Origin of the sequence: Flavimobilis marinus (assembly GCF_900113055.1) — a bacterium.
Lineage (GTDB): Bacteria > Actinomycetota > Actinomycetes > Actinomycetales > Cellulomonadaceae > Flavimobilis > Flavimobilis marinus.
This window is the reverse complement of record NZ_FONZ01000001.1, coordinates 1057826-1077992: the sequence shown is the minus strand read 5'-3', so window position 1 is coordinate 1077992 and position 20167 is coordinate 1057826. Positions and strand designations below refer to the sequence as shown.

Here is a 20167-nt window from a genome sequence, read left to right as displayed (position 1 = left end):
CCAGGATCAAACTCTCCGTAAAAGTATCCGTCAACCAGGCGAACCCAGCTAACAACCATACGAAGCAGGCACCCCCAAAGAGGCACCCACATAAAAACTGGCTACAAAAACAAAAACTTGCGTTTTCGTTCAATCAACCAAAGGAATCCTCAAGACCACCGAGCCAGCCACCATGTAGCAGCAGACACCAGCAGTCCACGAGGGATATTTGGCATTGACTATCAAGCACACTGTTGAGTTCTCAAGGAACAGACGCTCCCCGATCCACCCTCGCGGGCCGTTCGGAGGCAACCGTTCAAACTTACCCGACCCGATCCCCATCTGCAAAATCGCCTTGCGGGCGAGCTGCGGGCACCGTCTCGATCCGGACGCAGCTGTGCTGCGCCGTTCCGAGCTGGTGGGTGTGTCTCCTGCGGGCTCAGGCCGTGACCCTCAGGTCCCGTCCGTCGCTCCTCGCGGGCCGACTCCGGAACACTAGGCCGCCGAGGCGCTAGCGGTCAACTCCGTGCGGTGCCTCGGCGGTGTGACGTGCGTCAGGCACCGAGCCGGACCACTGCGAGGTGGCGCTTACCCCGCCGCAGCAGCACGTACCCGTCGCCCAACGCGTCGGCGGCGCTGACCACAGCGTCCTGGTCGGTCACCTTGGCGTTGTTCACGTAGGCGCCGCCCTCTGCGATCGCACGACGGGCAGCGTTGCGGCCCTGGACCAGGCCCGTCGCCGCAAGGAGATCCGCCACCTGGTCGCCCGCCTTGCCCTCCGCGCTCGGAAGTCCGACGACCGCCGACGCGAGCGTGGCCGCGTCGATGCTGGCGAGGTCCCCGCGCCCGAAGAGCGCCTGGCTCGCCGCGATCGCCTGCGCCGTCGCCTCGGCGCCGTGCACCAGCGTGGTGACGTCCGCCGCGAGCACCCGCTGGGCCTCGCGTGCCTGCGGCCGGTCCTGCACGGCGGCGGCGAGCTCGTCGATCTCCTCGCGCGTCCGGAACGTGAAGATCTTCAGCCAGCCCACGACGTCGGCGTCGTCGGCGTTCACCCAGAACTGGTAGAAGGCGTACGGGCTCATCATGTCCGGCGCGAGCCAGACCGCCCCGCCCTCCGACTTCCCGAACTTCGTGCCGTCGGCCTTGGTGATCAGCGGGGTCGTCAACGCGTGTACCGGGCGCTTGTCCGCCTTGCGGATGAGCTCGACCCCTGCGAGCAGGTTGCCCCACTGGTCGTTGCCGCCCGTCTGCAGCGTGCAGCCGTGGCGCCGGTTGAGCTCGAGGAAGTCCATGCCCTGGAGGATCTGGTAGCTGAACTCCGTGAAGGAGATGCCCTCGTCGCTGTTGAGCCGGCGCGCGACGGTCTCCTTGGCCAGCATCGTGCCGAGGCGGAAGTGCTTGCCGACGTCCCGCAGGAAGTCGAGCGCGCGGAGGTCGCCTGCCCAGTCGAGATTGTTGACCATCTGCGCCGCGTTCTCGCCCTCGAAGGACAAGAAGCCGGAGATCTGCGTGCGCAGGCGGTCGACCCACTCCGCGACGGTCGCCGGGTCGTTGAGCACCCGCTCCCCCGACATGCGCGGGTCGCCGATGAGGCCGGTCGCACCGCCCACGAGCGCGAGCGGCTTGTGCCCCGCCAGCTGCAGGTGACGCAGCACGACGAGCTGGACCAGGTGACCGTGGTGCAGGCTCGCGGCGGTCGGGTCGAACCCGCAGTAGTAGGTGACCGGTCCGTCGTCGAGGGCCGCCCGGAGGGCGTCCACGTCGGTGGTCTGGGCTACGAGCCCACGCCACATCAGCTCGTCGAGAACGTTGGTCACTGCTGCTCCTTGGTCGTCTGCGCGCCGAGGTGGCGGCGCTGCGCCTAGTCTGCCTGGTTCCTGCGCCGTCGCGTGACACCGGGTCGGAACGCCGAGACGGTGGGCTCGCCGGGGATCCACCGGCGCCAGTCGAACCCAGGACCCGCGCCTGCCCCTCCGACCCCGACCCGCGGCCCGGACGCATACGGCTGCACCGGCACGCCGGGCACGAACAGCCGCAGGCGCGAGGCGGGGTCCAGCAGGTCCGCCCCGGCGTCGTCCATGGTCACCGCGAGCGCGACCGTGAGGCGGGCCGGACCGGACGCCAGCTGCTCCGGGCTGCGCACCACCCCTGCCGCCGTCCTGCGCCTGTGGGCGACATCCTGGCCGACCACGATCTCCCCCGCCCGGAGCAGCACCGCGGAGGCCTCGCCGGCCTTCCCCGTGACGACGTTCATGCAGGTGTGCAGACCGAGATGCCGGTACACGTAGAGGTGCCCGCCGTCCCGGAACATGACCTCGTTGCGCGCCGAACGCCCGCGGTACGCGTGCGATCCCGGGTCATGGCTGCCGTGGTAGGCCTCGGTCTCGGTGACGCGCAGGGCCACGTCACCCCCGGGCGACCGGGAGACCAGGACGGCGCCCAGCAGGCCCTGGGCGACGTCGAGCGGCGGCCGGTCGAACCAGGCGCGGTCCGGCTGCTCGAGGCCGGCGACGGCCGCGGCGAGCTCGCCGTCGGCCGTCCTGTCCGCGCTGGGAATCATGCCGGCCGTCCCCACGCGTCGAGCCGCACGTGCGCCCGCTCTCGGGTCCGCTCCCGCGCGTACATCTCCTGCTCCGCGGCCATGAACTCGAGCCAGTGCTCGCGCGCCCCTTCGCCGTCCCGCTCGACACCACGGCGCAAGCGCAGGTCGTCGTCCGCCTCGACCCACACGATCAAGGGTTCGTACACATCGACGCCCTGGCACGCCGACCCGCAACCCTCCACCACGAGGGAGTCGGCCACCGGGACGGCGTGCCGCTCCGCATAGCGACCCAGCTCCCAGTCATAGCGGCGGTAGCGCCCGGGGGCGCCGGCGGCGAGCGGCCCCAGGACCCACTCGTGCAGGCGCTCCACGCCGGCGCGCACCCCGGTCCAGCCCTCGTAGAGGTCGTCCATGTGCACCACCTGCGCGGGCAGCAACGCCCCGAGCTGCCCGGCGAGCGTCGTCTTGCCCGATCCTGCGGGTCCGTCGACGCAGATCAGACGCATACCGCCCAGGCCGGGGCGACGAGCCTCGGCCTGGGCGACGATCTGCGCGACGACGTCCGCGCTCACGCCGTACCGGCCACCCACGACCGGAGCTCGACCGCGCGCGCCCGGGCGGCCTCGAGCTGCTCGGCCACGCGTACCGGCGCGGTGCCGCCGACGGCGTCGCGCGAGGCCAGCGAGCCCTCGACCGTCAGAACCTCGCGCACCTCAGGCGTGAGGTGCGGGCTGATGGCTGCGAGGTCGTCCTCGCTGAGGTCCCACAGCTCGATGCCCCGCTCCTCGCAGGCCCGCACGCACGCGCCCGCGACCTCGTGCGCCACCCGGAACGGCACGCCTTGGCGGACCAGCCACTCAGCGATGTCCGTCGCGAGCGAGAAGCCCTGCGGAGCGAGCTCCGCCATCCGCTCCGTCCGGAACGTCAGCGTCGCGACCATGCCGGCGAAGGCCGGCAGCAGGACCGAGAGCTGGTCGATCTGGTCGAACACCGGCTCCTTGTCCTCCTGCAGGTCCCTGTTGTACGCCAGCGGCAGGCCCTTGAGCGTCGTCATCAGCCCGGTGAGATCACCGATCAGCCGGCCGGCCTTGCCGCGGGCCAGCTCGGCGATGTCCGGGTTCTTCTTCTGCGGCATGATGCTCGACCCGGTGGAATAGGCGTCGTGGAGGTCGACGAAGCCGAACTCCTTGGTCGCCCACAGGATCACGTCCTCGGCGATCCGGGACAGGTCCACCCCCGTCATCGCCGCCACGAACGCGAACTCCGCGACGACGTCACGGCTCGCGGTGCCGTCGATCGAGTTCGCCACCGGGGCGTCGAAACCGAGGTCACGCGCGACCGCCGCCGGGTCGAGGCCCAGCGAGGAGCCCGCGAGCGCACCGGAGCCGTACGGCGACACGGCGGCGCGCCGGTCCCAGTCCGTCCAGCGCTCCACGTCCCGCAGGAGCGGCCACGCGTGCGCGAGGAGGTGGTGCGCGAGCAGCACCGGCTGCGCGTGCTGCAGGTGGGTCCGCCCGGGCATGGGCGCGCCCGGGTGGGCAGCCGCCTGCTCGACAAGAGCGTCGACGACGCCGAGCACCCCGCCCGCGAGCACCCGGGTCTGCTCGCGCAGGTAGATGCGTACAAGCGTCGCGATCTGGTCGTTCCGGGACCGGCCCGCGCGGAGCTTGCCGCCCAGATCTGCGCCCGCGCGGTCCATCAGGCCGCGCTCGAGCGCGGTGTGCACGTCCTCGTCGTCCTCGCGGGGCCCGAACGCACCGGAGCGGACGTCGGTCAGCAGTCGGTCGAGCGCGTCGAGCATGCCCGCGAGCTCGGCGTCGTCGAGCAGGCCCGCCTGGTGCAGGACGCGGGCGTGCGCCTGAGACCCGGCGACGTCGACCTCCGCCAGCCGCCAGTCGAACTGGGTCGACTTGCTGAGCGCGGCGAGCGCGCCGCTGGGGCCGCCGGCGAACCGGCCGCCCCAGAGGCTCGCGGACGACTCAGCCATCGGCCTGGAGGTTCGCCGGCGCCGAGAGGTCCACGCCGTTGCCGAACTTGGCGTCGCGCGCCGCGGACAGCTTGGCCGTGAGGCCGTAGATCTCAATGAAGCCCTTGGCGTTCGACTGGTCGAACGAGTCGCCCTCGTCGTAGGTGGCCAGGTTGAAGTCGTACAGGCTCGCGTCGGAGCGGCGGCCGGTCACGGTCGCGCGACCGCCGTGCAGCACCATCCGCACCTCGCCCGACACGTAACGCTGGGTGTCGTCGATGAAGACGTCGAGGGACTTCTTGAGCGGGCTGAACCACATGCCGTCGTAGACGAGCTCGGCCCAGCGCTGCTCGACGCCGCGCTTGAAGCGTGCCTGCTCGCGCTCGACCGTGACGTTCTCCAGCTCCTGGTGCGCCGCGATCAGCGCCATGGCGCCGGGGGCCTCGTAGATCTCGCGGGACTTGATCCCGACGAGCCGGTCCTCGACGATGTCGATCCGACCGACGCCCTGGGCGCCGGCGCGGCGGTTCATCTCCTGGATGGCCTGCAGCGGGGTGACCGCGACACCGTCGATCGCGACGGGGATGCCCTGGTCGAACGTCAGGACGACCTCGTCCGCGACGGGCGGGAAAGTGGGGTCGTCGGTGTAGGAGTACACGTCCTTGGTCGGGCCGTTCCAGATGTCCTCGAGGAAGCCGGTCTCGATGGCCCGGCCCCACACGTTCTGGTCGATCGAGAACGGGTTCCGCTTGGTGGTCGCGATGGGCAGGTTGTGCTGCTCGGCGTAACCGATGGCCTTGTCCCGCGTGAGCGCGAGATCGCGGACGGGCGCGAGGCACTTGAGGTCCGGGGCGAGCGACGTGATGCCCACCTCGAAGCGGACCTGGTCGTTGCCCTTGCCGGTGCAGCCGTGCGAGACGATCTGCGCGTCGAACTGGCGAGCGGCGCGGACCAGGTGCTTGACGATCACCGGACGCGACAGCGCGGACACGAGGGGGTACCGGTCGAGGTAGAGGCCGTTCGCGCGGAGCGCAGGCATGCAGTACTCCTGCGCGAACTCGTCGCGGGCGTCGGCGACGTAGGCCTCGACCGCGCCACAGTCGAGCGCGCGCTGGCGGATGACCTCGAGGTCCTCACCGCCCTGGCCGACGTCGACGGCCACGGCGATGACCTCCGCGCCGGTGCGCTCAGCGATCCATCCGATGGCGACGGAGGTGTCGAGTCCTCCGGAGTAGGCGAGGACGACGCGATCAGTCATGGGGTCTCTCTCTTCTGTGAGTCTGTGAGCAGTCTGGCAGCGGCTGGACGCCGGAGCAGGGGGAAGGTCAGGGGGTGCCCTCGGCGAGGGCGAGGAGGCGGGCGGCGACGGCGGAGCCGCCGTCCTCCCGCGTGATGACGAGCACGGTGTCGTCGCCGGCGATGGTGCCGAGCACGCTCGGCAGCACCGAGTGGTCGATCGCCGACGCCAGGTACTGGGCGGCGCCCGGCGGTGTCCGCAGGACGACGAGGTTGGCCGAGGTCTCGGCCGACACGAGCAGCTCCTGGCACAGCCGCGCCAGCCGCGCAGACAAGGACTCGGTGTCCGCGTCCACCTGCAGGCTGCGGTCACCGCCCTCACCCGGGACGGCGTAGACCGAGACGCCCTGGGCGGTCCGGACCTTCTGCGCCCGGAGCTCGATGAGGTCGCGCGACAGGGTCGCCTGGGTCACCTGGACGCCCTGGGCGGCGAGCGCCTCGGCGAGCTGCGTCTGCGAGCTCACCGCGCTCTGCGTCAGCAACGCCCGGATCCGGGCGTGGCGTGCCGCCTTGGTGGTCGGTGCCACGGGGGCGCTCACGAGTGCTCCAGGAGCCACGCCAGGAGCGCCTTCTGCGCGTGCAGGCGGTTCTCGGCCTCGTCCCAGACCACCGACTGCGGGCCGTCGATCACCTCCGCGGCGATCTCCTTGCCGCGGTAGGCGGGCAGGCAGTGCAGGACCAGCGCGTCGGGGGCGGCCTGGGCGAGCAGGTCGGCCGTCAGGGCGAAGGGCACGAACGGCAGCTCGCGCTCGTCGCTCTCGAGCTCCTGCCCCATGGACACCCAGGTGTCGGTGGCGACGACGTCGGCCCCGGCCACCGCCTCCGCCGCGTCGGTCGTCACCAGGACCGAGCCGCCGCTCTGGGCGGCGAGGCGTTCGGCATCGGCGACGACGCCGGGGTCCGGCTGGAAACCCGCCGGAGCGCCGACGCGCACGTTCATGCCCGCGAGCGCGCCGCCGAGCAGGTAAGAGTGCGCCATGTTGTTGGCGCCGTCGCCGACGTAGGCGAGCGTGAGCCCGGGCAACGCCCCCGCGCCCCCGCGGTGCTGGGCGACCGTGACCAGGTCGGCGAGGATCTGGCACGGGTGGAACTCGTCCGTCAGCGCGTTCACGACCGGCACGGTCGACCACGCGGCCATCTCCTCGATGCGCTCCTGGCCGAACGTGCGCCACACGATCGCAGCCACCTGGCGGTCGAGCACCCGGGCGGTGTCCGCGACGGACTCGCCGCGCCCCAGCTGGGACCCGACGGCGTCGATCACGAGCGGGTATCCCCCGAGCTCGGCGACGCCGACAGCGAACGACACGCGCGTGCGCGTCGACGGCTTGTCGAACATCACCGCGACGGCGCGCGGGCCCTTGAGCGGGGTCCGGATGAACCGGTCCGCCTGGAACGCGAGCGCGAGCTCGATGACCTCACGCTGCTCCGCCTGGGAGAGGTCGTCGTCGCGCAGGAAATGGCGTGCCACGTCAGGCCTCCTGGGAGGGCAGGGCGGGCTGGTAGCCCGCGAGGAAGGTGGTGAAGGCGTCCGCCTGCTCGTCGCTGAGGATCAGCGGCGGGGCGAGGCGGATCGCGTCGGGGGCGACGGGGTTGACGATGAAGCCCGCCGCGAGCGCCGCCGCCGCGAGATCCGCGGCCACCGGCTCCCGCAGCTGCACGGCCAGGAGGAAGCCCGCGCCGCGCACGTCCACGACGAGCGGGTTCCCGGTCGCTGCGAGCGCGTGGCGCCAGCGGGACCCCACGGCGCGGACGTGAGCCAGGAGGTCGTCGCGCTCGAGCACGCCGATCGTCGCGAGGGCCGCCGCCGCGGCGACAGGGTTCCCGCCGAACGTCGTGCCGTGCTGGCCACGACCGACGAGCGTCGCGGCGTCCTGCCCGATCGCCAGGACCGCGCCGACGGGGAAGCCGCCGCCGAGGCCCTTGGCGAGGGTGACGACGTCCGGCATGATGCCCTCGCCGATCTCCGGGTCCTGGAACGCGAACCAGTGCCCGGTGCGCCCGGCGCCGGTCTGCACCTCGTCCAGCACGAGGAGGGCGCCGTGCTCGCGCGTGAGCTCGCGGGCGAGCGACAGGTAGCCCTCGGGGTGCCGCCGCACACCGGCCTCGCCCTGCACGGGCTCGACGAACATCGCCGCGATCCCGCCATGGGCGAACGCCGCACGCAGCGCGTCGAGGTCACCGAACGGCACGAACTCGACGCCGCCGGGCAGCGGCTCGAACGGCTCGCGGTAGGCGGTCTTCGAGGTGAGCGCGAGCGCGCCCATCGTGCGGCCGTGGAACGCTCCCTCGACCGCGATCACCCGGCGCCGCTCGCCGTCGCCGACGTTGCGCCGTGCCATCTTGAACGCCGCCTCGTTCGCCTCCGCGCCGGAGTTCGTGAAGAACACGCGCGAGCCCTCGGGCGCCGCCGCGAGATCCAGCAGCCGCTCGGCGAGCGCGATCTGCGGCGGGGTGCCGAAGAAGTTCGACACGTGCCCCAGGGTGCCCAGCTGCGCGCTGATGGCCGCGGTCAAGGTCGGGTGCCCGTGCCCCAGCGCGTTGACGGCGATGCCGGCCAGCAGGTCCAGGTAGCGCGCGCCGTCGGCGTCCCACACGTACGCACCCTCCCCCCGCACCAGCACGCGCGACGGAGGCCCGAACGTGTCCATGACGGCGCCCGAGTACCGCTCGACCCAGCGCTCGCCGACCGGCCGCGGGCCGTCGGGCGCGCCGACGACGTCCGTGACGCTCTGCTTGTCGACCTCGCTCATGCGACACCTGCCTCAGGAAGGACCATGGTGCCGTTGCCCTCGTTGGTGAAGACCTCGAGCAGCACCGAGTGCGGCACGCGGCCGTCGATGACGGTCGCCCGCGAGACGCCACCCCGCACGGCGCGCAGGCAGGCCTCCATCTTGGGGATCATGCCCGAGGCCAGGCTCGGGAGGAGCTCGGCGAGCTCGTTCGCGCGGATCTCGCTCACGAGCGACGAGGTGTCCGGCCAGCGGGTGTAGAGCCCCTCGACGTCCGTGAGCACGAGAAACTTCTTGGCGCCCAGGGCGACCGCGAGCGCCGAGGCCGCGGTGTCGGCGTTCACGTTGAGGACCTGCGTGGGGTCGTTGACGTCCGGGGCGATCGTCGAGACGACCGGGATCCGGCCAGCGTCGAGGAGGTCCTGGACGGCCGACGGGTGCACCTCGACGACGTCGCCCACGAGCCCGACGTCGACCTGCTCGCCGTCGACGGTCGCGGTGCGACGCTCGGCGCGCAGCAGCCCGCCGTCCTCGCCGGACAGGCCCACGGCCATGGGGCCGAACGCGTTGATGAGCCCGACGAGCTCGCGCGAGACCTGTCCGGTCAGGACCATCCGGACGACCTCCATGGCTTCCGGCGTCGTCACGCGCAGCCCGCCGCGAAACTCGGAGGCGATGCCGAGGCGGTCGAGCATCGCGGAGATCTGCGGCCCGCCGCCGTGGACGATGACGGGACGCAGCCCGACCTGGCGCAGGAACACCATGTCCTGGGCGAAGGCGCGCTTGAGGTCGTCGTCGATCATCGCGTTGCCGCCGTACTTCACGACGACGAGCGCGCCGGAGAGCTCCCGCAGCCACGGGAGCGCCTCGATCAGGACCTCGGCCTTGTGGCCGGGCGACAGGTCGGTGGGCAGGTCCGCGGGCATCTGGGGCACGAGGCCCTCAGGAGCGGCGGGCAGGGCGTCGGTGCGGCTCATGTCTGACCAGCTCATGTCGAGTACGCGCTGTTCTCGTGGACGTAGTCGTGCGTGAGGTCGTTGGTCCAGACGGTCGCCTCGGCCTCGCCGGCGTGCAGGTCGACGACGACGTGGACCTCGCGGTCCGCGGCCAGGTCCACGAGCGACCGGTCCTCCCCGACTCCCCCGGCCCGGCACACCTGGACCCCGTTGATCGACACGTCGACCGCGAGGGCGTCGAACGGGGCGACGTCCTCGGGGACGGTGCCGACGGCGGACAGCACCCGGCCCCAGTTGGGATCGTTGCCGAACACCGCGGCCTTGAACAGGTTCGAGCGCGTGACCGCGCGGGCCACGGCCACGGCAGCGGCCTCGGTGGTCGCCCCCGTGACGCGGACCGCGATGTCGTGGCTCGCGCCCTCGGCGTCGGCCACGAGCTTGCGGGACAGGTCGGCGCACGCGCGGGTGACCAGGTCCGTGAGGTCGTCGGTGCTGACCTTGACGCCACTCGCCCCGGAGGCGAGGAGCAGGACGGTGTCGTTGGTGGACATGCAGCCGTCGGAGTCGACCCGGTCGAAGGTGCGGGCCGTGGCGCGGCGCAGCGCGGTGTCCGCGGCGGCGGCGTCGACCACCGCGTCCGTGGTGAGCACGGACAGCATCGTGGCGAGGCCGGGGGCGAGCATGCCCGCACCCTTGGCCATGCCGCCCACGGACCACGAGCCGTCGGTCGCGGTGACGACGACGGTCTTGGCGACCGAGTCGGTCGTCATGATCGCCTCCGCGGCGACGTCTCCGCCGTCGAGGGCGAGGGCCGCGACGGCGGCGTCGGCCCCGCCGAGCAGCGCCGTCATGTCGAGGCGCTCGCCGATCAGCCCCGTCGAGCACACGAGCACGTCGCCCGAGGAGACGTCGAGCGCCTGCGCGACGTGCTCGGCCGTGTGGTGGGTGTCCGCGAAGCCCTCAGGGCCCGTGCACGCGTTGGCTCCCCCGGAGTTGAGGACCACGGCGCGGGCGACGCCGTCGGCCACGGCCTGGCGCGACCAGATCACCGGGGCGGCCACGACGCGGTTGCTGGTGAAGACGCCTGCGGCGACGTCGAGCGGGCCGTCGTTCACGACGAGCGCGACGTCCTTGTTGCCGGTGGACTTCAGACCGGCGCTCACGCCAGCGGCGCGGAAACCGGCAGGTGCGGTGACGCTCATGGTGCGACTCCCTGCGTGGTCAGGCCCAGCTCCTGGGGGAGGCCGAGCGCGATGTTCATGGACTGCACGGCCGCGCCCGCCGTGCCCTTGACGAGGTTGTCGAGCGCGGTGACGGTGACGACCCGGCCCACGCGGCGGTCGACGGCGACCTGCACGAGCGCCACGTTCGCCCCGGTGGTCATCGCGGTCGTGGGCCACTGGGCGCCGTCAGGGCCGCTGGGCAGCAGCTCGACGAACGGCTCGGCGACGTAGGCGTCGACCCAGGCCTGGCGGACCTCGTCGTCGGACAGCGTGGGGTCCGTCAGCCGTGCGGTCGCGGTCGCGAGGATCCCCCGCGCCATCGGGACGAGCGTGGGCGTGAACGAGAGTGTGACGTCGCCCGCGCCGGCGGCCCGGAGGTTCTGCATGATCTCGGGGATGTGCCGGTGCCTGCCGCCGACGGCGTAGGCCTGGGCGCTGCCGAGGGCCTCGGCAGCGGTCAGGTGCGGCGCCAGGGACTTGCCCGCCCCGGAGTACCCGTTGGCGAGGACGGCGACGATGTCCGTGGGGTCGACCACCCCGGCGCTGATGCCGGGCTGCAGGCCCAGCGTCACGGCGGTGACGTTGCAGCCCGGGACCGCGATGCGGCGCGCCCTGGCGAGGTGCTCGCGCTGGCGTGCGACGCCGTCGGCGCCCGCGAGCATCAGCTCAGGCAGGCCGTACGCCCAGGTGCCGGCGTGCGGGCTGCCGTAGAACTCCTCCCAGTCGGCCGCCGAGACCAGGCGGTGGTCGGCACCGAGGTCGAGCACGAGGGTCTCGGGGTCGAGCTGGGCGGCGATCTCACCGGACGCGCCGTGCGGCAGCGCCAGGACGACGACGTCGTGGCCGGCGAGCGTGTCCGGGGTCGTCGGCTCGAGCGTCCGGGCGGCGAGCGACCGGAGGTGCGGGTGGTGGGCGCCGAGCGGCGTCCCCGCCGTCGAGTGGGCCGTGAGGGCACCGATCTCGACCTCGGGGTGGGCGGTCAGGAGCCGGAGCACCTCACCGCCGGCGTAGCCGCTGGCGCCAGCGACTGCTACGGAGTACGTCATCTGCATAACCATACACAGATCTGCACAACAATGCAGCAGGGACCGCGATGCGGGCGCGTCGGTCAGTCGGCGAGCGGGTCACCCTCACCCCACGGTCGCATACGCAGGCGTCGCCCGTCACTCCCCGGGGCATCTTGCGCGGCGGCGGCTGCGAGCAGCGACGCCGGCGAGTCCGAGGTCACGCGCACGTACCGGCCGGAGAACGCGTCGAGCTCGCCGCGGGCCATCGCGACGACCATCTCGACCGTGCGCTCGACGGGCGTGTACTCCGTGCGGTCGCGGTGCATGTCCATGCCCGCCGTCATGTCCGTCCGCACCACGCCGGGCGCGAGCTCGAATGTCCGCAGCCCGCGGTCGAACCCCGCCTCGTGCACCGAGCCGCCGATCCGGAAGAGCGCCGTCTTGCTCACGTTGTACGCCGACGCCGTGTCCATCTCCCGCACGCCCGAGCCCGAGTTCAGCGCGATCACGCGGCCACCCCCGCGTGCGAGCATCCCCGGCACGACGGCGCGCGTCAGCAGGTACGGCCCACGCACGTTGGTCTCGACGACGCTCCACCACTCGTCGGGGTCGGACTCCCACAGCGGCACCTCGGCGTCGATCCGGCCCGCGTTGTTGACCAGGACGTCGATGGAGCCGAGGGCGTCGGTCACCTGCGCGACCGCCGCGTCGACCGCGCTGCGGTCGGCGACGTCCGCGACCGCGACCACGGCTCGGCGACCAAGCGCCTCGACCTCACGTGCCACCTCGGTCAGGGCCTCGCGCGATCGCGCGACGAGCCCGACGTCGAGGCCGGCCTCAGCGAGACCGAGCGCGATCGCGCGTCCGATCCCCCGCGAGGCCCCGGTGACCAGCGCGGTCCGCGCCGGGGCGACGATCGTCACCGCAGCACCGCCCCGAGCCGCTCGGCCGCCAGCGCGATCACGCGCTCGCGTACCGCTGTGGTCTCCTCGGCGCCCAGCGTCCGGTCCGCGGCACGCAGCCGCACCGCGAACGCGAGCGACTTGCGCCCCTCACCCACCTGCGCGCCGGTGAAGACGTCGAACAGCCGGACCTCCTCCGCGAGCTCGCCCGCGGCCTCGCGCACGACCGCCTCGAGAGCGCCGGCGGTCACCGCGGCGTCGACGACGAAGGCGAAGTCCTCCTTGGCGGCCGGGAACGTCGAGATCGGCTCGGCCTGGACCGGGCCCTCGTCCACCGCGCACAGGACCTCGTCGAGGTCCAGCTCGAACGCGACGGTACGGGCAGGCAGGTCGAGCGCCTCGAGCACCGCTGGGTGCAGCTCGCCCGCGTGGCCGACGACGACGCCGCCGGGGAGCGTGAGCGCGGCGCAGCGGCCCGGGTGCCACGGCAGCCGCGTCGTGTCGGCGACGGCCGTGATCGGCACACCGACCGTGCGGCCCACGCGCTGCGCGAGCTCGAGCGCGTCCGACCAGTCGGCCCGGCGACCCTCGCCCCACCAGCCCGGTCGCTCCCGGTGCCCGGTGAGGACGGCCGCGACGTGCCGCGGCTGCGCGGGCACGGCGGCGTCGAGAGCCTCGAGCTGCTCGTCCGTCGGGCGCACGCCTCCGGGCAGCTGCGGTGCGACCGCCGGGCCGGCGACCGGCTGCGTCACCAGCCCGAGCTCGTACACGGCGACGTCGGGAACGCCGCGACCGACGTTGCGGCGCGCCGTGCCCAGCAGCGTGGTCAACAGGTCCGTGCGGAGGTAGGGCTGGGTGTCCGCGAGCGGGTTGCGCAGCCGCAGCGCACGACGACGCTCGTCGTCCGCCGGGAGCTGGAGCGCGTCCCACTGGTCGGCGCCCACGAAGGGGTAGCTGAGCGTCTCGACCAGCCCCGCCTCGGCGAGCGCGCGCGCCACCGACCGCCGGGCACGCTGCTCGGCGGTGAGGCCGCGCCCCGGCGGCGCCACCGGGACGACCGACGGGATCGCGTCGTACCCGACGATGCGCGCGACCTCCTCGACGAGGTCCGCGGGGATCGTCAGGTCAGGGCGCCAGGTGGGCGGCGTGACCTGGGCGGCGTCCCCCGTGTCCGTGACGTCGCAGCCGATGGCGCGCAGCACCTCGGCCACGCGCTCGCGCGGGTAGGCCACGCCCGTGAGGCGCTCGGGCTCGGACCAAGCCATGGTGATCGGTGCGGCCGGGGCGGTCGTGTCGAGGTCGCTGACGGCGGGGTCGGCGGACCCGCCCCCGTGCTCGACGAGCAGCGCGACGACGCGGTCAGCCGCGACGGCCGCGAGCCGCGGGTCGACGCCGCGCTCGAACCGCTTGGCTGCCTCGGACGGCAGCTTGTGCCGGCGCGCGGACCGCGCAACGGTGATCGGGTCGAAGTGCGCGGCCTCGACGAGGACGTCCGTGGTGGTCTCGCTCACCTCGGACGACGCGCCGCCCATGACGCCCGCGATGCCCAGCACACGCGAGCCCCCCGCAGGGCTGTCGGTGATCAGCAGGTCCTCGACGTGCAGCGCCCGGTCGACGTCGTCGAGCGTCGTGAGTCGCTCGCCGGCGCTCGCACGCCGCACGACGATCGGCGCGGCGACCTTCGCGAGGTCGTACGCGTGCAAGGGCTGGCCCAGGTCGAGCATGACGTAGTTCGTGACGTCGACGGTCAACGAGATCGAGCGCATCCCGGCCTGCGTGAGCCGCTGGCGCATCCACGCCGGGGTCGGCGCCGCGGGGTCGATCCCGCGCACGATCCGTGTCACGAAGCGGTCGCAGCCCACGACGCCGTGGATCGGCGCCTCGTCGGCCACCTCGACGGCGAACCCGTCCGGGGTCGCCGCAGGGGCCTCGCCGAGGCCGTGGTCGGTGAAGGCCGCGCCGGTGGACAGCGCGTACTCGCGGGCGACCCCGCGCATGGAGAAGCAGTAGCCGCGGTCCGGGGTGACGTTGATCTCGAGCGCGGCCTCCCCCAGCCCGAGGAGCGCCACGGCGTCCGTCCCGACGGGCGTGTCCGCCAGTCCGAGGCTCGACAGCACGATGATGCCGTCGTGGTCGTCGCCGAGGCCCAGCTCCCGCGAGGAGCAGATCATGCCGTCGGACACGTGGCCGTACGTCTTGCGTGACGCGATCGGGAACGGTCCGGGCAGCACGGCGCCCGGGAGCGCGACGACGACGCGGTCGCCGACGCCGAAGTTGTGCGCGCCGCAGACGATGCCGCGCGGCATCGTCGGCTGGCCGTCGTCACCGGGCGTGTTGTGCGCGCCCACGTCGACCTGGCACCAGTTGATCGTCTTGCCGTTCTTCTGCGGCTCGGGTACGAGCGCGACGACCTCGCCGACGACGAGCGGTCCCGTGACCGCGGGCGGGTGGACCGCCTCCTCCTCGAGCCCGACGCGGACCAGGTCCTCCGCGAGCTGCTCAGCGGTGAGACCCGCCGGCAGGGCGACGTGGTCGGCGAGCCAGGACAGACCGATGGTGGGCATCAGATCCCCATTCCGAACTGGGTGGAGAAGCGGACGTCGCCCTCGACCATGTCGTGCATGTCAGCGATCCCGTGCCGGAGCATGAGCGTGCGCTCGAGGCCCATGCCGAACGCGAAGCCGCTGTAGACCTCCGGGTCGATGCCGGCCGAGCGCAGGACCGCGGGGTTGACCATGCCGCAGCCGCCCCACTCGATCCAGCCCGGTCCGCCCTTCTTCTGCGGGAACCACAGGTCCATCTCCGCGCTGGGCTCGGTGAACGGGAAGAAGGACGGCCGCAGGCGCGTGCGTGCCTCGGCGCCGAACATCGCCTGCGCGAACCGGTCGAGGGTGCCCTTGAGGTGCGCCATCGTCAGGTGCTTGTCGACCGCGAGGCCCTCGACCTGGTGGAACACCGGTGTGTGCGTCGCGTCGAGCTCGTCCGTCCGGAACGTCTTGCCCGGGCAGGCGATGTACAGCGGGAGGTCGCGCTCGAGTAGGGCACGGGCCTGGACCGGGGACGTGTGGGTGCGCAGCACGAGACCGGACGGCTCCGGCGAGCCGGAGTCGACGAAGAAGGTGTCCTGCATCTGCCGCGCCGGGTGGTCAGGCCCGAAGTTCAGGGCGTCGAAGTTGAACCACTCCGCCTCGAGCTCCGGTCCCTCGGCGATGTCCCAGCCCATGGAGACGAAGAAGTCGGCCACCTGCTCGGAGACGAGCTCGAGGGGGTGGCGCGCACCGGCGGGCGCGCGCGTGACCGGCACGGTCACGTCGACTGACTCGGTCACGAGGACCCGGGCGGCGCGCTCGGCCTCGAGCTCGACCTGCCGCGCGGCGAGCGCCTGGTTGACCTTGCCGCGGGCGGGCCCGACCAGCCTGCCCGCCAGCGCCTTCTCGGCGCCGGGCAGGCCGCCGATCGCGCGGTTCGCGAGCGCGAGCGGGCTCTTGTCGCCGGCATGCGCGAGGCGGACGTCCTTGAGCGCATCGAGGTCGGGCGCGGCCGAGATCGCCGACAGCGCGGCAGCGACGGCGGCGCCGACCGCAGCCTCGTCGAGCGGGGACAGGGGGGTGTCGTTCGGGCTCATCAGGCCTTCCATGGGCACAGTGACGGGAATGAGCGCCAGTCTAGGCGTCCACCTGGACGGCTCAGAGGGCGTATATGCCCCAGCGCACCTCGTGCGTGCGGCCGGGCTCGAGCGCGACGACGTCGGTGCCGGAGTTGAAGGCGCCCGGCGGGCACGTCATGGGCTCGACGGCGACCCCGCGCCGCCAGCCGTCCGGGCCGGGGGCCTGGGGCGTATGGACCTGGACCCAGGGGCAGTCCGTCGACCAGCTCATGCCGACGCCGGAGCCATCGCCCGCACGGAGCGCGGCCCGCACCAGGCCGTCGGCGCCGGGCGTGAGGGCCGTGTACGCGTGGTCGAGGAAGGTCTGCGCGAGCAGCCGCGGCGCGCGGAAGTCGAACACCCCGCCGTCGTAGGTGGCCACGTCGACGATCCCGGTGGGGATCAGCCGGTCCGGTGTCACCGTCTGGACCTGGGCCGCAGGCAGCTCGAGGGTCCAGTCGTCGGCCAGCCCGTCACCGGCGACGAGGTACGGGTGCGGCGCCGTGCCGTACGGCGCCGTCGTCGTTCCCTCGTTGGTCGCCGCGACGGACCACGTCAGGCCGTCCGGCCCCACCGCGTACGTCACGCGCACGCGCACCTGGTACGGGTAGCCCTCCTGGGCGGGGATAGCGTGCACGAGCGTGACCGACGTCGGCGTAACCTCCTCGGCCTCCCACTCGACCCAGACGGCGAGGCCGTGCAGCGCATGCCCGCGCGCGGGCTCGCTCAGGGCCAGGATGTGCTGCTGCGAACGGAAGACGAACTGGCCGTCGACGACCCGGTTGGGCCACGGTGCGAGCACGGCGCCGCGGAAGCCGGGCCGGATCTCGTCCTGCCCGAAGCCGAGCACGAGCTCACGGCCCTCGTGCGACAGGGTGCGCAGGCTGGCACCGACACCGGCGATCTCGGCGACGTAGCCGTCGGCCTCGATCCGGTACCGGGCCCCGGAGATCGGGAGCGGAGCGGTCGGGTCAGGGGTGGCAGTCGACGTGGTCACGAGCCCAATCTAGTGCCCGTGCCCCTCGCGGAACACGTGCGCCCTCGCGGGCGCGTCGCCTCAGGACCGGTGCGCGCGCGACGACGCGTAGAGGCACACGGTCGCTGCGGCGGCGAGGTTGAGCGACTCGGCCTTGCCGCGCAGCGGCACGCGCACGACCGCGTCCGCGAGGGCGGCATCCTCGGGCGTCAGGCCCCATGCCTCGTTGCCGAACATCCACGCGGTGGGTTGAGCGAGGTCGGGACGCTGGCCCTGGCCGGCGTCGTCGAGCAGGTCGTCGAGGTCGTGCGACCCCGAGCCGTCGGCTGCCAGCACGGTCAGCCGGGCCCGCTGCAGCCGCGCCACGACGCCCGCCGTGTCCTCGTCCACCACGACCGGCAGGTGAAACAACGAGCCCGCCGTCGCGCGCACCGTCTTGGGGTTGTGCACGTCGACGCTGTGCCCGGTCAGCACCACGGCATCGGCACCGGCGGCATCCGCCGCCCGGATCACGGTCCCGGCGTTGCCAGGGTCGCGGACGTTCACGCACACGGCCACCAGCCGGGGAGACGTGGCGAGCACGTCGTCCAGCGCGGTCTCGGCGGCGCGGAGGACCGCGAGCAGGCCCTGCGCGTCCGCGCTCATCGCCGCGACGACCTCGGGCGACGCCGTGCGGACGCGGACGGCGTTGGCGGCGGCGTCGGCGAGCACCTCGTCGTAGCGCTCGGCGGCTGCGGGCGTTACGAACACCTCACGGACCTGCGGCGCGGCGAACCGGACCGCCTCGCGCACGCCCTGGGGCCCCTCGACCAGGAAGACGCCGGCCCGGGAACGCGCCGAGCGCCCGGACAACGCCCGCACTGCCGCCACCCGCTCCGCGCGGGTGTTGGTCAGCTCAGGTGTGTCCGAGCGCTCGGTCATGCTCTGATCGCTCAGGCAGCGTCCCGCGGCGCGTTGACGTCCGCGGGAAGGGCAGCCTTGGCGGCCGCGACGAGGGTGTTGAACGCCGCGACGTCGTTGACCGCGAGGTCAGCGAGGACGCGACGGTCGACCTCGATACCGGCGAGCTTGAGGCCCTGGATCAGACGGTTGTACGTCATGCCCTGGGCGCGAGCCGCGGCGTTGATGCGCTGGATCCACAGCTTGCGGAAGTCACCCTTGCGCGCCTTGCGGTCACGGTAGGAGTAGACGAGCGAGTGGGTGACCTGCTCCTTGGCCTTCCGGTACAGGCGCGAGCGCTGACCGCGGTAGCCGCTGGCCCGCTCGAGGGTTGAACGACGCTTCTTCTGGGCGTTTACTGCCCGCTTCACGCGTGCCACGTGATGCTCCTTGACTCTTGGGGCTCACAAGTGTCCGACGGGGCGCTGGCGCGCCCCACGGCTCACTTGCCGAGCAGCTTCTTGATCTTGGGGGTGTCGGCGGCCGAGACGACCTGGTCGGCGCTCAGGCGGCGCGTCCGGCGGCTGGACTTGTGCTCCAGCAGGTGACGCTTGTTCGCCTGCTCGCGCATGACCTTGCCGGAGCCGGTGATGCGGAACCGCTTCTTGGCCCCAGAGTGTGTCTTGTTCTTCGGCATGGCTGCCGTGTCTCCTCAGGTTCGGTCGCAGGCGGGATTACCTGCGACAGGTTCGAGCGGGCGCGCGTGCCCCCGCTCGGCGGATCGGTGGTGCGTCAGTCGGCCTTGGGCTTCGGCGCAGGCTTCGCAGCCGGCTTCGGCGTCGCAGGCTTCGCGGCGGGCTTGGGCGTCGCTGCGGTTGCAGCGGGCTTGGGCGCCGCTGCCGGCTTGGCTGCCGCCGGCTTCGAGGCTGCGGGCTTGGGGGCTGCGGCCTTCGCCACGGCGGGCTTGGTCGCAGCCGGCTTGGTCTCGGCGGGCTTGGTCTCGGCGGGTTCCGCCTCGGCAGGCTTGGCCTCGGCCGCGGGCTCGGGAGCTGCGGCAGGAGCGCTCGCCTCGACCGGAGCGGCCTCGACGGGCTCGGGCGGTGCCACCGGAGCCTGCTCGACCACGGGCGCCGGGGCTGCCGGGGCCGCCGCGGGAGCGCTGGACTCCTCGGCCGTCGCGGACGCCGGGCGGGCCTTCTCGTCACGCTTGCGGCGGACGATGCCCTTGGCCTCGGCCTTCTTGGTCGTCGGCCCCAGCACCATGACCATGTTGCGGCCATCCTGCTTGGGCATGCTCTCGATGAAGCCGAGCTCGGCGACGTCATCGGCCAGACGCTGCAGCAGACGGACACCCATCTCCGGACGCGACTGCTCGCGGCCGCGGAACATGATCATGACCTTGACCTTGTCGCCGGCCGAGAGGAACCGCTCGACGTGGCCCTTCTTGGTGCCGTAGTCGTGCGGGTCGATCTTCAGCCGGAACCGGATCTCCTTGAGAACCGTGTTCGCCTGGTTGCGGCGCGCCTCGCGGGCCTTCATGTCTGCCTCGTACTTGAACTTGCCGAAGTCCATGAGCTTGCAGACAGGGGGGCGCGCGTCAGGAGCGACCTCGACCAGGTCGAGGTCCGCCTCCTGCGCCAGGCGCAGGGCGTCCTCGACACGGACGATGCCGACCTGCTCGCCGTTGGGTCCGACGAGCCGGACCTCGGGAACACGGATCCGCTCGTTGATGCGGGGCTCGCTGATGTGAGACTCCTCAGATCGTCGAAATATGTCGTCAGAGACGAAGAAAGACCCCCGTCCCTGCATGCAGGTGGAGGTCTCATCCGACGAGCGTCCGCGTCCTGCGGCGCACACCCGAGGATGCGGTCGCAGCACACCCCCAGGGGATGCGCGGTTCTCACGGACCAGGACCCAGGCCCTGTCGTCCTTGCGGACAGTCGGAACGGGGTGGGATCTCTCCACTTGCGCTGCGGATCCGAGCCGCCCACGTCTCACGACATCGACATCACAGGACCCACAGCCGGTCAGCGACCCACAGTAGCACGCTCACGGTCCTATGCCGA

At 72.5% G+C, this 20167-nt stretch carries 19 protein-coding genes; all 19 read right to left on the bottom strand.

Annotated elements, in window-relative coordinates; translation table 11 throughout:
* Window positions 1-533 precede the first annotated feature (533 nt).
* The 19 genes from tyrS to infC all read right to left on the bottom strand — a co-directional run bounded on the left by tyrS (window position 534) and on the right by infC (window position 19910).
* Entirely contained in the window at window positions 534-1796 is a 1263-nt protein-coding gene (gene tyrS / locus BMZ30_RS04980) for a tyrosine--tRNA ligase (protein WP_093375564.1), read from the bottom strand.
* 44 nt (window positions 1797-1840) lie between these two features.
* A complete protein-coding gene (locus tag BMZ30_RS04975; protein WP_093375809.1) occupies window positions 1841-2539 on the bottom strand; it encodes a DNA-3-methyladenine glycosylase in 699 nt (232 codons plus the stop codon).
* Window positions 2536-3111, bottom strand: coding sequence for a uridine kinase family protein (locus BMZ30_RS04970; protein ID WP_244887037.1), 576 nt, complete (start codon window positions 3109-3111; stop codon window positions 2536-2538). The genes BMZ30_RS04975 and BMZ30_RS04970 overlap by 4 nt, the downstream gene beginning before the upstream one ends.
* Window positions 3090-4508, bottom strand: a complete 1419-nt coding sequence (gene argH / locus BMZ30_RS04965) for an argininosuccinate lyase (protein WP_093375562.1) — start codon at window positions 4506-4508, stop codon at window positions 3090-3092. Before argH ends, BMZ30_RS04970 begins: the two co-directional genes overlap by 22 nt.
* A complete protein-coding gene (locus BMZ30_RS04960; RefSeq protein ID WP_093375561.1) occupies window positions 4501-5745 on the bottom strand; it encodes an argininosuccinate synthase in 1245 nt (414 codons plus the stop codon). Before BMZ30_RS04960 ends, argH begins: the two co-directional genes overlap by 8 nt.
* Before the next feature lie 67 nt (window positions 5746-5812).
* Window positions 5813-6322 (bottom strand): arginine repressor, encoded by a 510-nt coding sequence (locus BMZ30_RS04955; protein ID WP_093375559.1) that lies wholly within the window; start codon window positions 6320-6322, stop codon window positions 5813-5815.
* Window positions 6319-7251 carry an ornithine carbamoyltransferase gene (argF, locus tag BMZ30_RS04950; RefSeq protein ID WP_093375557.1) on the bottom strand — a complete coding sequence of 311 codons (933 nt, stop codon included), beginning with the start codon at window positions 7249-7251 and terminating at the stop codon, window positions 6319-6321. Before argF ends, BMZ30_RS04955 begins: the two co-directional genes overlap by 4 nt.
* Before the next feature lies 1 nt (window position 7252).
* A complete protein-coding gene (locus BMZ30_RS04945) occupies window positions 7253-8533 on the bottom strand; it encodes an acetylornithine transaminase (RefSeq protein ID WP_093375555.1) in 1281 nt (426 codons plus the stop codon).
* Complete coding sequence (gene argB, locus BMZ30_RS04940; RefSeq protein ID WP_229828425.1) at window positions 8530-9438, bottom strand: acetylglutamate kinase; 909 nt, start codon at window positions 9436-9438, stop codon at window positions 8530-8532. Before argB ends, BMZ30_RS04945 begins: the two co-directional genes overlap by 4 nt.
* Window positions 9439-9500: 62 nt before the next feature.
* Window positions 9501-10670, bottom strand: coding sequence for a bifunctional glutamate N-acetyltransferase/amino-acid acetyltransferase ArgJ (argJ, locus tag BMZ30_RS04935; protein ID WP_093375551.1), 1170 nt, complete (start codon window positions 10668-10670; stop codon window positions 9501-9503).
* The gene (gene argC / locus BMZ30_RS04930) at window positions 10667-11743 is read right to left on the bottom strand and encodes an N-acetyl-gamma-glutamyl-phosphate reductase (RefSeq protein WP_229828427.1); all 1077 of its coding nucleotides are present in this window, start codon (window positions 11741-11743) and stop codon (window positions 10667-10669) included. The genes argJ and argC overlap by 4 nt, the downstream gene beginning before the upstream one ends.
* A 56-nt stretch (window positions 11744-11799) precedes the next feature.
* Window positions 11800-12621 carry an SDR family NAD(P)-dependent oxidoreductase gene (locus tag BMZ30_RS04925; protein WP_093375548.1) on the bottom strand — a complete coding sequence of 274 codons (822 nt, stop codon included), beginning with the start codon at window positions 12619-12621 and terminating at the stop codon, window positions 11800-11802.
* Complete coding sequence (pheT, locus tag BMZ30_RS04920) at window positions 12618-15164, bottom strand: phenylalanine--tRNA ligase subunit beta (protein ID WP_093375546.1); 2547 nt, start codon at window positions 15162-15164, stop codon at window positions 12618-12620. The genes BMZ30_RS04925 and pheT overlap by 4 nt, the downstream gene beginning before the upstream one ends.
* On the bottom strand, window positions 15164-16225 hold the full coding sequence (gene pheS / locus BMZ30_RS04915) for a phenylalanine--tRNA ligase subunit alpha (protein ID WP_229828234.1): 1062 nt from the start codon (window positions 16223-16225) through the stop codon (window positions 15164-15166). The genes pheT and pheS overlap by 1 nt, the downstream gene beginning before the upstream one ends.
* Before the next feature lie 61 nt (window positions 16226-16286).
* Window positions 16287-17243, bottom strand: a complete 957-nt coding sequence (locus BMZ30_RS04910) for an aldose 1-epimerase family protein (RefSeq protein ID WP_093375542.1) — start codon at window positions 17241-17243, stop codon at window positions 16287-16289.
* 60 nt (window positions 17244-17303) lie between these two features.
* Complete coding sequence (locus tag BMZ30_RS04905) at window positions 17304-18143, bottom strand: TrmH family RNA methyltransferase (RefSeq protein ID WP_093375540.1); 840 nt, start codon at window positions 18141-18143, stop codon at window positions 17304-17306.
* A gap of 11 nt (window positions 18144-18154) precedes the next feature.
* Complete coding sequence (gene rplT / locus BMZ30_RS04900) at window positions 18155-18541, bottom strand: 50S ribosomal protein L20 (protein WP_093375538.1); 387 nt, start codon at window positions 18539-18541, stop codon at window positions 18155-18157.
* A 62-nt stretch (window positions 18542-18603) separates the two neighbouring features.
* Window positions 18604-18798 (bottom strand): 50S ribosomal protein L35, encoded by a 195-nt coding sequence (gene rpmI / locus BMZ30_RS04895; RefSeq protein WP_093375536.1) that lies wholly within the window; start codon window positions 18796-18798, stop codon window positions 18604-18606.
* 95 nt (window positions 18799-18893) lie between these two features.
* Window positions 18894-19910, bottom strand: a complete 1017-nt coding sequence (infC, locus tag BMZ30_RS04890; protein ID WP_093375534.1) for a translation initiation factor IF-3 — start codon at window positions 19908-19910, stop codon at window positions 18894-18896.
* Window positions 19911-20167 lie beyond the last annotated feature (257 nt).

Bases quoted from the DNA above. Each gene is read 5' to 3' on its own strand.
- infC (WP_093375534.1), bottom strand. From the start codon at position 19,910: ATGCAGGGACGGGGGTCTTTCTTCGTCTCTGACGACATATTTCGACGA.
- BMZ30_RS04945 (WP_093375555.1), bottom strand. From the start codon at position 8,533: ATGAGCGAGGTCGACAAGCAGAGCGTCACGGACGTCGTCGGCGCGCCC.
- pheS (WP_229828234.1), bottom strand. From the start codon at position 16,225: ATGAGCCCGAACGACACCCCCCTGTCCCCGCTCGACGAGGCTGCGGTC.
- argJ (WP_093375551.1), bottom strand. From the start codon at position 10,670: ATGAGCGTCACCGCACCTGCCGGTTTCCGCGCCGCTGGCGTGAGCGCC.
- pheT (WP_093375546.1), bottom strand. From the start codon at position 15,164: ATGCCCACCATCGGTCTGTCCTGGCTCGCCGACCACGTCGCCCTGCCG.
- BMZ30_RS04905 (WP_093375540.1), bottom strand. From the start codon at position 18,143: ATGACCGAGCGCTCGGACACACCTGAGCTGACCAACACCCGCGCGGAG.
- rpmI (WP_093375536.1), bottom strand. From the start codon at position 18,798: ATGCCGAAGAACAAGACACACTCTGGGGCCAAGAAGCGGTTCCGCATC.
- argC (WP_229828427.1), bottom strand. From the start codon at position 11,743: ATGCAGATGACGTACTCCGTAGCAGTCGCTGGCGCCAGCGGCTACGCC.
- BMZ30_RS04960 (WP_093375561.1), bottom strand. From the start codon at position 5,745: ATGACTGATCGCGTCGTCCTCGCCTACTCCGGAGGACTCGACACCTCC.
- argB (WP_229828425.1), bottom strand. From the start codon at position 9,438: ATGCCCGCGGACCTGCCCACCGACCTGTCGCCCGGCCACAAGGCCGAG.
- argH (WP_093375562.1), bottom strand. From the start codon at position 4,508: ATGGCTGAGTCGTCCGCGAGCCTCTGGGGCGGCCGGTTCGCCGGCGGC.
- BMZ30_RS04975 (WP_093375809.1), bottom strand. From the start codon at position 2,539: ATGATTCCCAGCGCGGACAGGACGGCCGACGGCGAGCTCGCCGCGGCC.